Consider the following 12,142-nt stretch of genomic DNA (forward strand, 5'->3'; position numbering starts at 1 on the left):
TGTCTCAGCGGTCACGACCGGGGAGCCTCGATCCCGATGCCGTCGAGGAACCGCGCGGCGTCGCTGTCGGGGTCGTACGGTCGCGCCGCGGTCATGACGACTCGCGTGTTCTCGGGCGTGCGGACCTCGACCTCGACGGAGCCCCACGGCATCTCGCGGGGACCGGTCGCGCTCCCGGGCGAGACGTCCTCGCACGCCGCGACGATCCCGTCGAGCTGCGACAGCACGCACGAGAAGCTGACGGTGAGCGCGCTCGGCCCGGGCGCGGGCGTCCCCGGGACGAGCAGGACGTCCTGGAACGCCCAGCGCCGCAGGTGCACGACGCCGCCCGGGACGGAGAAGAGGTCGAAGAACCCGAGGCCGCGGGTCCACAGGTCGACGGACGCGGCGAGGTCCGCCGTCGGGACGGTGACGAACTGCGGCATGCCGTAGATGCCGCGGAACGGCTCGGGGGCGACGGCGTCGGGCCCGGGGGCGGGGACGGGGGACAGGTCGAAGGCGGGGTACGTGTCGGTCATGCGGCGAGCGTGCGCCCTGACGCCGCGTGAGGGTCAAGCGCCGTCGCGCGGCTCGTCGGCCAGCAGCGCGTACGTCACGCCGTCGACCCAGCCGAGGTCGCGGTGCAGCGAGTCGCGCACGCCCACGCCCTCGCGCCGCATGCCCACGCGCTCCATGAGGCGCCACGAGGGCTCGTTGTCCGCGAACGCGTTCGCGACGACCCGCCGCAGGCCGAGGTCCTCGAAGCACACCTGCAGCAGGGCGCGGACGGCCTCCGTCGCGTAGCCGCGTCCCTGGTGCGACGGCGAGAACGCCCAGCCGATCTCCGCCTCGTCCGGTCGGGGGCGGTCGACGACGTCCTGCTGCGCCCAGCCGTCGCGCACCGCGAGGTAGAGGTCGCCCACGACCTCGCCGTCGTGCTCCACGACGAGCGTCGTCGCGAGCCGGTCGGGCTCGCCGTGGTGGACGCGCCACTCCTCGACGCTCGCGAACCGCCGGGAGAGCCATCGGTCCACCGCGGGCAGGCTCCGGTAGGCGAAGAGCGCGTCGGCGTCCTCGGGCCGGGCGCGGCGCAGCGAGAGGCGCGGGGTCGCCACGGGCCACGCGACCCGGTCGAGGGCGTCCGGACGGACGTCGGTGGTGTCGGCCATGGGCACCACCCTGGCACGCCACCCGGACGGGGATCGAGCAGATTGCCGCCGGGACGTGTCACACGCGGCGGGGGCGTCCGGTCGACAGGGGTGACAGGGCGGCACGTGCCGCACCCAGCGACAGGAGGACACCATGAAGATCGTCGTGATCGGCGGTACGGGGCTCATCGGCTCGAAGCTCGTCACCGTGCTGCGGGACCGCGGCCACGAGGCCGTCCCCGCCTCGCCCGGATCGGGCGTCGACACCCTCACCGGGGAGGGCGTCGCCGAGGTGCTCGAGGGCGCCGACGTCGTCGTCGACGTCTCGAACTCGCCCTCGTTCGAGGACCAGGCGGTCCTCGACTTCTTCCGCACCTCGACGGGCAACCTCCTGGCGGCCGAGGCGACGGCGGGCGTCGGGCACCATGTCGCGCTCTCCGTCGTGGGCACCCAGGGCCTGGCCGAGAGCGGGTACTTCCGCGCGAAGATCGCGCAGGAGGAGCTGATCACGGGCTCGCCGGTGCCGTACTCGATCGTCCACGCGACGCAGTTCTTCGAGTTCCTCCAGGCGATCACCGACGGCGCCACGCAGGACGGCGTCGTGCACCTCGCACCGGTGCGGTTCCGGCCGGTCGCCGCCGCCGACGTCGCCGTCGCGGTGGCGGACGTGGCCACGGGGACGCCGGTGCGCGGCATCGTGGAGGTCGCGGGTCCTGAGGAGTTCCGCCTCGACGAGCTCGTGCGGACCACGCTCGCGTCGCTCGACGACCCGCGCGAGGTCGTCGCCGACCCGGACGCGCGCTACTTCGGCGCACCGCTCGCCGAGGACTCGCTCGTCCCGGGAGCCGGCGCGGTGGTCGGCGGCACCCGGCTCGCCGACTGGCGCCGGCAGCGGTCGGTGACGGCGCGGTAGCGCCGGGCGGACGGGCCGGTGGTGCCGACGATGCGGGGGACGACGAGGATGGCGGGCGTGGACGACCGAGCGACGGACCTGGCGCAGGCGGAGCAGCAGTTCAGCGCGGCGCGGCGACGGCTCTTCGGGATCGCGTACCGGATCCTCGGGAGCGCGGCCGAGGCCGACGACGTGCTCCAGGACGCATGGGTGCGCTGGCAGACGTACGACCGCTCCACGGTGCGGAACCCCGACGCGTTCCTCACGACGACGGTGACGAGGCTCGCGATCAACGTCGCGCAGTCCGCGCGCGTGCGTCGCGAGACGTACATCGGACCGTGGCTCCCCGAGCCCGTCGACACGAGCGCCGACCCGACGCTCGGGGCCGAGCGGGGCGAGGCGCTCGAGGTCGCGCTCCTCATGCTGCTGGAGAAGCTCACCCCGACCGAGCGCGCGGCGTACGTGCTGCGCGAGGCGTTCGACTACCCGTACGAGCAGATCGCGGAGATCGTCGGGCACTCGCAGGCGAGCGTGCGCCAGCTCGTGAGCCGCGCGCGCCGTCACCTGGGGGAGGAGCGCCACGCGCCGGTCGCTCCGGAGGCCCAGCGCCGCCTGCTCACCGCGTTCGTCGCCGCCGCGAAGGCGGGTGACGTCGCGCTCCTGGAGCAGCTCTTCGCCGAGGACGTCGTCTCCTACTCCGACGGCGGGGGAGCGGTCCGCGCCTCGAAGTTCCCGGTCGTGGGCCGGCCGCGCGTCGCGAAGTACCACCACGCGTTCGCCGAGCGCTTCTGGGCGGGCGTCGACGTCGAACCGGCCGACGTCAACGGCCGCCCGGCCGTCACGCTCTCGCGCGACGGGGAGCTCTTCGCCGTGCTCACGGTCCGCGCCACCGCCGACGGCATCGACCGCGTGCTGTGGATGATGAACGCGCACAAGCTCGCGGCCGTCTCCGCGTAGGCGCGGCATGTCGCAGCGAGACGGGTCGAGGGGGCCGGACGGGGCCGGGGCGCAGCACGCTCGCGTCGTCGCCGCGCTCCGCCGTGCGACGGGCGAGGGTGACCGCGACGCCGTGCGCGCCCTCGTCGCGCCCGCCGCGACCCTGTGGGTCGACGCCGCCGGCAGCGACGACGCGACCCCCGGTGCCGCCGAGGGCGGCGACGAGACGGCGCGGGCGCTGTGCCGGGTCCTGGGACCGGGGCCGGGGGTGGAGGTCGCGGTGTGCTCGGTGAACGGCGCGGACGGCCTCGTCGTGCGTCACGACGGCGTCGTGACGGGGGTCGTGAGCGTGGCGGTGCGGTCGGACCGGGTCTCCGAGGCCTGGGTCGTGCTCAGCCCGCCCAAGCTCGAACGGTGGAACCGCGACTGACGCGCCTGAGCCGGCAGAGGTCTAGTGTCGCTCCATGACGCTCTACCTCGACGACCGTGACGAGGGCCTGTCACCCGCGACGAGCCACCCGGCGTTCGTGTCCCTCGCGCCCGAGCCGTTCTACGACGAGGGCGAGGACTTCTCGCCGTTCGGCAACGACTCCGGGCACGACGCGCTGCGGGACCTCGAGGAGTGGTACGCGGCCGACGGGCGCGACGACGCGCTGCCCGCGTTCGTCGACGGCCTCCTCGCGGCCTGGGACCTCGGGGTGCCGGAGGACGTCTGGGCTGCCGGGCGCGAGGCCGCGTCCGACGGGCTCCGCTCCGGCGCGCTCGACGAGGCGGCGCTCGCGGCGGAGGCGCGGGCGCAGGTGGCGATCGTGCTCGGCCAGCTCAAGATCCGGGGCGGCCTCACGCCGCACGCCCGCGCCGTGGGCACCCGGGCGCTCGACGTGCTGGGCGCGCTCAACGACCACGCGCGCGCCACGAGCCCGGACTGGCCGTACGCGGACGACGACGCCGCCGCCACGGCCGCGATGGCCGCCGTCGTGCGGGACGCGCCCGGCCTGGCCTGAGGCCGCGCTACGTCGTCTGCGGCGGGTCGTCGTCGGTGCGACCGCCCACGAGGGTGCGCACCCGCTCCCACCGCGCCCGGTACCGCGCACCGAACCGTGCCTGCGCGCGGGCGCGCCGGTGGGGCCGGTGCGCGTACCGCCGTCGGGCCCAGGGCGAGGTCGGCTTGGCGAGGCGGACCGCCCCGACGAACGCCACGACCGGGACGACGATCCCGACGAGGCCCGTCGCGAGCTTGCCCTTGAGGATGCACACGAACGCGAGCGCGAGGTGGACCACGACGGTCACCGTGTACGCGAGCCAGCCACCCTGCGAGCCGTCGGCCGTGACGCCGATCGGCGAGGCGGACAGGAGCAGCGCACCGCCGAGCGCGCCGCCCACGAGGATCGCGTCGATCGAGCGCTGGCCCTCCTGCGACCAGTAGACGTCGTCGACGTACAGCCAGAGCGCGAACTCGTCGAGCGCGAGCGCGGCGCCCGCCCCGAACAGGAGGGCGAGCACCTCCGACCACGGGTGACCGGGGGAGTACCGGAACTCGAGCATCCCCGTGAGCAGCACGAGGAGGATGCCCCACACCTGGTGGTGCACGTGGACGCCCCCGACGGACACGTCTCCCAGCAGGGCACGCCGGGGCCGTGCGGCCGGGCCGGGCCCGGGAGGGGGAGGCGGGCCCGCCTCGCGGCGCGCGCGGATGCGGCGCGTGATCGACCGCACGACGACGAACGTCACGACGAACCCCGCGAGCGCGAACAGGGCCGGCGCGCGCCCGGTGTCGACGACGTGCTCGGTGTACCAGTCCACGGGTGCACCTCCCGGGCGCGGCCGACGCTCTGTCGGCCCATCGTCGCCGGTCCCGGGGCGCCCCGGCGAGCGGGACGCCCCGGCCGGGTCTCAGCGCCCGGGTCCGGGGACGCGGTGGAGCGTCCCGTCCGCGCCCAGCTCGAGCACGACGTCGACGCCGAGCCGGCCGAGGAAGCCGTCGTCGTGGCTGACGACGAGCAGCGCGCCCGCGTAGCCGGACAGGGCCTCGACGAGCCGGTCGACGCTGCGCACGTCGAGGTTGTTCGTCGGCTCGTCGAGCACGAGGAGCTGGGCGGGCGGCTCGGCGAGCAGGAGCCGGGCGAGCGAGACGCGGAACCGTTCGCCGCCCGACAGCGTCGACACCGGGCGGTCCACGCTCGACCCCCGCAGCAGCAGGCGCGCGAGCTGGTTGCGGATCGTCCCCGGCGCCGCGTCCGGTGCGCCGTCGCGCACGTTCTCGAGCGCGCTGCGGGCGTCGTCGAGCCCGTCCAGGCGCTGGGGCAGGTAGCCGACGCGGTCCGTGAGCAGCGTGCCGCCCGCGCGTCCCGGCTCCGGTGCGCGCCCGGCGAGGAGGTTCTCCAGCAGCGTCGTCTTGCCGGTCCCGTTGGCGCCGACGAGCGCGACCCGCTCCGGCCCCTGCACGACGACCGTCTCGTTCGTCCCGTGCAGCTCCGCGAGGCGGCGACCGCGCGGCACGTCCGGGTCGGGGAGCACGAGGTGGACGTGCTCGTCGTCGCGCACGCGGGCCGCCGCGGCGTCGAGCGCGTCCTGCGCGGCCTGGACCTTCGCGTCCAGGCCCTGGCGCATCGAGCCCGCGGACACCTGCGCGGCGGACGCGCGCAGCCCCATGGAGATGCGCGACCCCGTGCGGTTCGCCTGCGCGGTGCGCGCGGTCCGCTCGCGGCGCGCGAGCTTGGTCTCCGCCTCGACGCGCTGGCGCTTCTCGGCCCGCAGCGTCTGCTCGGCCGTCCGCGCGGCCTGCGCCGCGGCGGCCTGGTCCGCCTCGAGCCGGTCGCGCCAGGCGCTGTACGGTCCGCCGAAGGTGGTGAGGCGGCCGGCGTGCAGCTCCGCCGTCTCGTCCATGTGCTCGAGCAGGTCGAGGTCGTGGCTCACGACGACGAGCGTCCCGGGCCAGTCGTCGACGAGCGCCGCGAGCCGCGCGCGGGTGCCGCGGTCGAGGTTGTTCGTCGGCTCGTCGAGCAGCGTGATCGCGCTGCGCCGCACGCGCAGCCCGCTGATCGCGACGAGCATCGACTCTCCGCCGGACAGCTCGCCCACGCGCCGGTCGAGGCCCACGCCGTCGAGCCCGATCTCGGCGAGCGCCTGCGTGGCGCGCGCCTCGACGTCCCAGTCGTCGCCGACCGCGTCGAAGTGTCGCTCGTCGACGTCGCCGGACTCGATCGCGCGCAGCGCGGCGAGCGTGCCGTCGACGCCGAGGAGGCGCGCGACGCTCGCGTCCCGGCCGAGCGTCAGGGTCTGGGGGAGGTAGGCGACGTCTCCGGTCGTCGTGACGCGCCCCGCGGTCGGGCGGAGCAGGCCCGCGACCAGGCGCAGGAGGGTGGACTTGCCGGCGCCGTTGTCGCCGACGAGGCCCGTGCGGCCGACGCCGAACGTGCCGGTGAGGTGCGAGAGCGCGACGGTGGCGTCGGGCCACTCGAACGTGAGGTCGGTGAGGGTCACCGCGGAGCGGTGCAGGGTGGACATGAGGAGCTCCTCGGGCCCGCGTGGCGCGGGCAGGTCGTGCCGGGGGAGGACAGGGCGGCGCGGAGCGGTGCGGCGGGTCCAGGCACGACGAGGCCTCGGCGAGAGCCAGGAGGGGTCGCCCGGGGAGACTCCGTCACGGAGCCGGGGCGAGAGGGTGCGCTGGGACGGGCCGCCGACGGCTCGGCGGCTAGAGTCTGTCGACCTCGATGAGCACGTGCCGATGCTATCAGCGCCGCCTGTCGGCGAGGCGTGGGCACGATCCCGAGCGCGCACGAGCCCGGGCTTCCTCCTCACCCGCGACGTCCGGCGGGGAGCGATCCCGGGTTCGGCGGCGGGGCCTGCTCGCGCGTGTCACCCTCGCGTCGAGGGGGGAACGGCGGCAGACTCTCGGCCGTACGTCGGACCCAGCAGATGTCGAGATCGGGGAGCAGGCACGGATGCGAGCACGACGGTGGGCAGCGCTCTCGGCGGTGGTGCTGAGCGCTGCGGCGATGGGCGGCTGCAGCGCCGGCGGCGGGGCTTCGGCAGGGGAGGTCGAGGCGGCCCCGTCCGGTGCCGCGGCTCAGGCGGACTCGCCGGGCGTCGCGCCGGAGGGCGGCGCCCCGGACGACGCGGACCTCTGCACCGCGTTCGGCGACGTGCTGACGATCGTGGAGAACGCCGACGTCGCCCTCGCCGACGGCCGCATGGACGCGCAGGAGCACGACGGCTGGTACCGGCTGGCGACCCGCGTGCTCGACCGCCTGCCCTCCGGCGGGGACAGCGCCGTGCAGACGGCGATCGGCGAGCTGCAGGCGGCCGCTCCGGTCGCCTCCGGGGCCTCCGCGGAGCCGACCGGCGTGCGCTCCGCGGAGTGGGACGCCGCCGCGAGCGACCTCGGCGACGCGTGCGACGCGGTCGGCGCGCCGCTCACCATCGCCATGTTCACCGGCGGGTGACGCGATGGCCCGTTCAGGCAGGGTCGGCCGCGGGAGCGAGCGTGGCGGCCAGGACGCGCCAGCCCTCGCCCGTGCGCACCCAGACGCGCGTGCAGGTCGACCGCGCGGCTGCTGCGGTGCCGTCCTGGAGCGCCTCCACGGCGGCGACCAACCGGGTTACCCCGCTCGCGGCGTCCTCCTGGACGTCGAGCGACTCCTCCAGGCGGGTGATCCGTCCGGAGGCGGGCACGCCTCGGTGCCTCGGCGCCGTTCGTGCTGGTCACGCGCCCGACGAGGACGACCGACCTCAGGCGTCGCGGGCCGTGAGCTCGACCCGCTCGACGCCCCAGCCGAGCGCCTCGTGGTGGACGACGCCCCAGCCCGCGCGCCCGGCGAGGCGTGCGACGTCGTCGGGCGTGCGCGGCGCGGCCCCGGTCGTGGCCAGGGCGAGCAGCGCGTGCTCGCGCGCGTGGGGGCTGAGCCCGTCGGGCGTGAAGTCCTCGACGAGGACGGCGCGCGGGGCGGCGGCGCGCATCGCGGCGAGGAGGTCGACGACCTCGTCGTCGGTGCGGTGGCCGGCCCCGAGCGCGCACACGGCGACGTCGGCGACCGGCCAGGCCACGGCCGCGGCGTGCGCCGTGCCGGACCCCGCCTGCTCGCGCAGGACCTCGAGCGGGACGGCGTCCTCGACGAGCGTCGTCGTGCGCTCGCCGGGAACCTCGACGAGCAGGTCGGCGACGACGAGCGCGCCGGGTCCGCCGAGCGCGACGGTCCGCGCGTCCGCCCACACCGGCCAGGTCGCGAGTCCCGTGAGCACGTACGGGAGCACGTCGGCGCCCTCGACGACCTCCGTGGCGCGCGCGGCGTCGGTCTCGACCTCGGCGCGCAGCGTCCGGCCGCGCGAGCGCGACCACGCCGGGACGCCGTCGCGGAGCGCGGGGGCGAGCGCCGCGAGCGCCAGGATCGCGTCCGCCTCCAGCCCCACGTACTCCTCGCGCTCGTGCTCGTCGTCGAGGAGGTCCTCGCCCGCGTCGCCCAGGGCGACCGTGTCGCCGTCGAGCCTCACCACGCCCGACGCCGCGAGCACGTCCGCGAGGGCGCGCACCGCGCCCGGCGCGATGTGCGCCGCCCCGGCGAGGGCCGCGAGGTCGCGCGGCCCCGCGCCGAGCTCGTCGAGCAGGCCGAGCTGCAGCGCGGCGCGGGTCGCGAACCACGGCACGGGAGACGGTACCCCCGTGGGCTGCGGCTCCGCCTCGGCAGCCGGCCCCTGAGCGGGTGCGGGGGAGGGCGCCGGCTCGGCGTGCCAGTAGCCCGTGACGTCGACGTGGGTGCGCGGCACGGCGCGCTCGCGCGTCAGGTAGCGCCGCACGGGCAGGAGCGCGCGGCTCTCGCTCGCCGCCCACGCGTAGACCTGGCCGGGCCACCACTCCAGGGCGCGCACAGCCTCGTCGAGCGCGGCGCGGTCGCCCTCCGGCGCGACGACCCACCGCACGGTGTCGCCCGCGCGCAGCGCGAGGTCCTGCCGTGCGGACTCGGCACCGATGGTCACGACGACCTGGACGGGGACGTCGACCGGCCGCTCGTCGAGGAAGCGCCCGATCGCGGGCAGCGCCGTCTCGTCGCCGGCGAGCAGCGCCCAGTCGACGTCGTCGGGCCAGACGGTCGACGCCTTGGGCCCGACGAACCACAGCTCGCTGCCCGGGCGCGCCGTCCGCGCCCACGCCGCGGCCGGGCCGTCGCCGTGCAGCACGAGGTCGAGGTCGAGCTCGCCCGCCGCCGCGTCCCAGCGGCGCGGCGTGTAGTCGCGACCCTGCCGGTTCGGCGCGGGCGGCCAGTCGATCCCGTGCGCGCGCTGCACGGGCAGCGCGGACGCGACGTCGCCGTCGGACGCGAGGACGATCTTCACGTGGTCGTCGAACCACGGCGCGTCGAACGCGGGCATCGGCAGGCCGTCGCGCTCGAACGCCCCGAGCTCGGGCCCGACGAGAGTCACGCGGCGCATGCGGGGCGTCACGTCGACGACGCGCGCCACCTCGACGCGTCGCAGCACCAGCGGGTGCGTGCGCAGGCGGTGCTGGGCCATCAGGAGAACTGCTCCTCGACGACGTCGAGGAGCCCCATGGCCTCGTGGTAGTCGCCGCGGATGGTCCACGTCGGCAGCTCGTACGCGTGGCCCGCCGAGAACGACGGCAGGACCGCGTACACCGGGTCGGCGGCGAGCGCGTCGACGTCGATCTCCGCGCCGTTGAAGCCGATGACGAACACGTTCGGCGCGGTGACCACGGACGTCACCTGCTCGGCCGACACCTCGAACATGTCGCCGCCCGGCGTGTACGGCTCGGCGCCCGTCTGCGCCTGGATCGGCTGGACCGCGAACCCGAGCCGCTCGAAGATCGCGGGCAGGCCCTCGCCCTCGTTGAGCGCGAACGTCTTGCCCTCGGACGTGAGCGCGAGGAACGCCGTCTCGCCCGCGGGGACGGTGATGGACTCGCCCACCTGGGCGAGGCGCTCGTCGTACCCCGTGGTCAGCTCGTCGAACCGCTCGGCGTCGTCGAACACGTCGACGGCGAGGAACTCGAACTGCTCCTGCCACGTCGTGTAGGTGCCGCTCACGAGCACCGTCGGGGCGATCTGGCTCAGGCCGTCGTAGACGTCGGTGGCCTGCTTGAGCGGGAAGCCCCACCCGCCGCCCACGATGAGGTCGGGCTCCAGGGCGAGGATCGCCTCGAGGTTGAAGCCGTCGGCGCTCCACTCGATGAGCTCGGTGCCGTCCGCCTCGGCCTGGTCCTCCCAGAACGGCGAGAACTTCGGGTCCGGGTCGTCCGTCACCTCGGGCACCGTCGCGAGCACGGGGACGTCGAGCTCGTACAGGTAGCCCGCCAGGGCGTGGTTGAGCACGACGACGCGCTGCGGGTCGGTCGGGACGGCGACGTCGCCCTGGTCGGTCGCCACGACCCGCTCGGCGGCGGTCTCGGACGCGGCCGAGCCGGGACCGCCGGACGGCTCGGCACCGGACCCGGACGGCGTCGTCCCGGCGGAGCAGCCCGCCAGGGCGAGCGACGCGGCGGCGAGCGCGGCCAGCGCGGCGAGCGGACGGCGGGCGGGACGGCGTGACGACAGCATGGAACCTCACACTCGGCAGCAGGGACGCGGGGCCCGCACGGCGTACCGGGGCGCTCCTCGCGAGGTTAGGCTAACCACACCTGAGCGACGAACCGCGTCCGAACGTGACACGGCCCGTCCCGGACACGACACGCCGACCCGGACCGGCCGGGCCCGGGGGAGAGGAGCGCGCATGACGCCGACCGCGCTGGGCGCCGTCGTCCCCGAGCACTCCGTCCGCTTCCTCGGGCACGACACCCACGCCCACGACGAGCCGCACCTCGTGCACGTCGTCACCGGCACCGCGGAGCTCGTCGTGGACGGCACGCCCCTGACCCTGCGCACGCACGAGAACCTCTGGCTCGCCCCGCGCGTCCCGCACGCGATGCGCCTTCCCGGCGACTCGATGGCGCTCGGTCCCGTGCTCTCCCCGGGGGTCGAGCCGCCCGCGCGCGTCCACCGTCTCGGCGTCGTGCCCGCGCTGACCACCGTCCTCACGGCGGTGCTGTGCGCGGCCCCGGCGACGCCCGCGCAGGTCGCTCCCTTCCGCGCCGCCCTCGAGGACGTCCTGCGCGGCCTCGCGGGCGACTACTTCGTCCTGCGGCTGCCGGTGCACCCGGTCGCGCGGGCCGTCGCCCAGGACGCGCGCCGCGGCGTCGCGACGCTCGACGAGCTCGCCGAACGGCGGCGCGCGAGCGCGCGGCACGTCCAGCGCCTCTTCGTCGAGGAGACCGGGCTCGCGTTCGGCCGCTGGCGCACGCGGGCGCACCTCAACGTCGCGATCGCGCGGCTGCGCGGCGGCTCGCACCTCGACGCCGCCGCGCGTGCCGCCGGGTACGCCTCCCGGGCCGGACTGCTGCGTGCCCTGAGCCGGGAGACGGGGCTGCCCGTCGCCGACCTCGCGCGCGACCCGGTCGCGGCGCTCGCGGCCCCGCACGGCGAGGCCGCGGGCGCGCGGGTCGTGGCGGCGAGCGCCTGACGGCGCCCCGCGCCGGGCCTACTCCCGCCCGGTCGGGGCCGTCCGGACGATCCGGTAGCGCAGCGCGGTGCGCGCGCCGACCTCCTCGACGCGCACCTTCTCCAGCACCGCCGGCGCGTCGCCGTCGAACAGGCGCACGCCGCCCCCGAGCAGGACCGGCATGACCTCGACCGCGAGCTCGTCGACGAGCCCCGCGGCCAGGAGCTGGTGGAACAGGTCCGCGCCCCCGATGAACGTCACGTCGCGCTCGCCCGCGGCGTCGCGGGCCTGCCGGACCGCCGACTCGACGCCGTCCGTGACGAACGTGACCCACAGCCGCTCGTTGCGCTGGGGGGCGACGGCCGGAGGCGTGTGCGTGACGACGAAGATCGGCACCTGGAACTCGTAGCCGTCCGCGTAGCCGTCGGGGTCCGGGGCCATGTCGTACGTGCGCCGGCCCATGAGGACGGCGCCGGTCTGCTCCTGGAGCGCCCGCAGGTACGCGCTGCGCCGCAGCTCCTCGAAGTCCGCGTAGAGCGCCTCGATGCTCCCGTCGGCGTCCTGGACGTACCCGTCGAGCGAGACCGCCGCTCCTGCGACCACCGTGGCCATGTCGTCTCCTTCGTGCTCCGTGTTCCGTGCTCCGTGTTCCGTCGGTCGAGGGTGAGACCCGACCGGGACGCGCGACTCATCGACCGCGCGG

At 76.0% G+C, this 12,142-nt stretch carries 14 protein-coding genes; 6 read left to right on the top strand and 8 right to left on the bottom strand.

Annotated elements, in window-relative coordinates:
• Positions 1 to 11: 11 nt before the first annotated feature.
• Positions 12 to 518 carry a VOC family protein gene (locus tag ACTJIY_RS01060; protein ID WP_440673090.1) on the bottom strand — a complete coding sequence of 169 codons (507 nt, stop codon included), beginning with the start codon at positions 516 to 518 and terminating at the stop codon, positions 12 to 14.
• Positions 519 to 551: 33 nt separating this feature from the next.
• A complete protein-coding gene (locus tag ACTJIY_RS01065) occupies positions 552 to 1,148 on the bottom strand; it encodes a GNAT family N-acetyltransferase (protein ID WP_440673089.1) in 597 nt (198 codons plus the stop codon).
• A 133-nt stretch (positions 1,149 to 1,281) separates the two neighbouring features.
• Here ACTJIY_RS01065 and ACTJIY_RS01070 point away from each other — a divergent pair, with 133 nt between their 5' ends.
• Genes ACTJIY_RS01070 through ACTJIY_RS01085 form a run of 4 tightly spaced genes read left to right on the top strand, consistent with a single transcriptional unit; the run spans position 1,282 to position 3,959 of the window.
• Positions 1,282 to 2,040 carry an SDR family oxidoreductase gene (locus ACTJIY_RS01070; protein ID WP_353709235.1) on the top strand — a complete coding sequence of 253 codons (759 nt, stop codon included), beginning with the start codon at positions 1,282 to 1,284 and terminating at the stop codon, positions 2,038 to 2,040.
• Positions 2,041 to 2,097: 57 nt separating this feature from the next.
• The gene (locus ACTJIY_RS01075; protein ID WP_440673088.1) at positions 2,098 to 2,976 is read left to right on the top strand and encodes an RNA polymerase sigma-70 factor; all 879 of its coding nucleotides are present in this window, start codon (positions 2,098 to 2,100) and stop codon (positions 2,974 to 2,976) included.
• A 7-nt stretch (positions 2,977 to 2,983) separates the two neighbouring features.
• A complete protein-coding gene (locus ACTJIY_RS01080; protein ID WP_440673087.1) occupies positions 2,984 to 3,385 on the top strand; it encodes a hypothetical protein in 402 nt (133 codons plus the stop codon).
• A gap of 34 nt (positions 3,386 to 3,419) precedes the next feature.
• Positions 3,420 to 3,959: a hypothetical protein gene (locus ACTJIY_RS01085; RefSeq protein WP_353709238.1), complete on the top strand. Its 540-nt coding sequence runs from the start codon at positions 3,420 to 3,422 to the stop codon at positions 3,957 to 3,959.
• Positions 3,960 to 3,966: 7 nt separating this feature from the next.
• On the opposite strand, the gene ACTJIY_RS01090 is transcribed toward ACTJIY_RS01085, so the two are convergent.
• The gene (locus ACTJIY_RS01090) at positions 3,967 to 4,758 is read right to left on the bottom strand and encodes a hypothetical protein (protein ID WP_440673086.1); all 792 of its coding nucleotides are present in this window, start codon (positions 4,756 to 4,758) and stop codon (positions 3,967 to 3,969) included.
• Between the two features lie 90 nt (positions 4,759 to 4,848).
• Complete coding sequence (locus ACTJIY_RS01095; protein WP_440673085.1) at positions 4,849 to 6,462, bottom strand: ABC-F family ATP-binding cassette domain-containing protein; 1,614 nt, start codon at positions 6,460 to 6,462, stop codon at positions 4,849 to 4,851.
• Positions 6,463 to 6,899: 437 nt separating this feature from the next.
• Here ACTJIY_RS01095 and ACTJIY_RS01100 point away from each other — a divergent pair, with 437 nt between their 5' ends.
• Positions 6,900 to 7,400 (top strand): hypothetical protein, encoded by a 501-nt coding sequence (locus ACTJIY_RS01100; RefSeq protein WP_353709241.1) that lies wholly within the window; start codon positions 6,900 to 6,902, stop codon positions 7,398 to 7,400.
• A gap of 13 nt (positions 7,401 to 7,413) precedes the next feature.
• Here the strand turns inward: ACTJIY_RS01100 and ACTJIY_RS01105 are convergent, their stop codons facing one another.
• The 3 genes from ACTJIY_RS01105 to ACTJIY_RS01115 are packed head-to-tail and all read right to left on the bottom strand — an operon-like array spanning position 7,414 to position 10,502.
• Positions 7,414 to 7,629: a hypothetical protein gene (locus ACTJIY_RS01105; protein ID WP_440673084.1), complete on the bottom strand. Its 216-nt coding sequence runs from the start codon at positions 7,627 to 7,629 to the stop codon at positions 7,414 to 7,416.
• A gap of 57 nt (positions 7,630 to 7,686) precedes the next feature.
• Positions 7,687 to 9,462 carry a siderophore-interacting protein gene (locus ACTJIY_RS01110; RefSeq protein WP_440673083.1) on the bottom strand — a complete coding sequence of 592 codons (1,776 nt, stop codon included), beginning with the start codon at positions 9,460 to 9,462 and terminating at the stop codon, positions 7,687 to 7,689.
• Positions 9,462 to 10,502 (bottom strand): ABC transporter substrate-binding protein, encoded by a 1,041-nt coding sequence (locus ACTJIY_RS01115; RefSeq protein WP_440673082.1) that lies wholly within the window; start codon positions 10,500 to 10,502, stop codon positions 9,462 to 9,464. The genes ACTJIY_RS01110 and ACTJIY_RS01115 overlap by 1 nt, the downstream gene beginning before the upstream one ends.
• Before the next feature lie 172 nt (positions 10,503 to 10,674).
• Between ACTJIY_RS01115 and ACTJIY_RS01120 the strand changes: the two genes are divergently transcribed.
• Positions 10,675 to 11,460, top strand: a complete 786-nt coding sequence (locus ACTJIY_RS01120) for a helix-turn-helix domain-containing protein (protein WP_440673081.1) — start codon at positions 10,675 to 10,677, stop codon at positions 11,458 to 11,460.
• An 18-nt stretch (positions 11,461 to 11,478) separates the two neighbouring features.
• Here the strand turns inward: ACTJIY_RS01120 and ACTJIY_RS01125 are convergent, their stop codons facing one another.
• Complete coding sequence (locus ACTJIY_RS01125; RefSeq protein ID WP_253049529.1) at positions 11,479 to 12,051, bottom strand: dihydrofolate reductase family protein; 573 nt, start codon at positions 12,049 to 12,051, stop codon at positions 11,479 to 11,481.
• Positions 12,052 to 12,142 lie beyond the last annotated feature (91 nt).

The organism is Cellulosimicrobium sp. 22598, assembly GCF_052044445.1.
Classification (GTDB): domain Bacteria; phylum Actinomycetota; class Actinomycetes; order Actinomycetales; family Cellulomonadaceae; genus Cellulosimicrobium; species Cellulosimicrobium cellulans_G.

Coding starts and splice junctions, on each gene's coding strand:
- ACTJIY_RS01070 (WP_353709235.1), top strand. CDS start 1,282: ATGAAGATCGTCGTGATCGGCGGTACGGGGCTCATCGGCTCGAAGCTC.
- ACTJIY_RS01080 (WP_440673087.1), top strand. CDS start 2,984: ATGTCGCAGCGAGACGGGTCGAGGGGGCCGGACGGGGCCGGGGCGCAG.
- ACTJIY_RS01085 (WP_353709238.1), top strand. CDS start 3,420: ATGACGCTCTACCTCGACGACCGTGACGAGGGCCTGTCACCCGCGACG.
- ACTJIY_RS01065 (WP_440673089.1), bottom strand. CDS start 1,148: ATGGCCGACACCACCGACGTCCGTCCGGACGCCCTCGACCGGGTCGCG.
- ACTJIY_RS01125 (WP_253049529.1), bottom strand. CDS start 12,051: ATGGCCACGGTGGTCGCAGGAGCGGCGGTCTCGCTCGACGGGTACGTC.
- ACTJIY_RS01100 (WP_353709241.1), top strand. CDS start 6,900: ATGCGAGCACGACGGTGGGCAGCGCTCTCGGCGGTGGTGCTGAGCGCT.
- ACTJIY_RS01110 (WP_440673083.1), bottom strand. CDS start 9,462: ATGGCCCAGCACCGCCTGCGCACGCACCCGCTGGTGCTGCGACGCGTC.
- ACTJIY_RS01060 (WP_440673090.1), bottom strand. CDS start 518: ATGACCGACACGTACCCCGCCTTCGACCTGTCCCCCGTCCCCGCCCCC.
- ACTJIY_RS01115 (WP_440673082.1), bottom strand. CDS start 10,502: ATGCTGTCGTCACGCCGTCCCGCCCGCCGTCCGCTCGCCGCGCTGGCC.
- ACTJIY_RS01095 (WP_440673085.1), bottom strand. CDS start 6,462: ATGTCCACCCTGCACCGCTCCGCGGTGACCCTCACCGACCTCACGTTC.
- ACTJIY_RS01120 (WP_440673081.1), top strand. CDS start 10,675: ATGACGCCGACCGCGCTGGGCGCCGTCGTCCCCGAGCACTCCGTCCGC.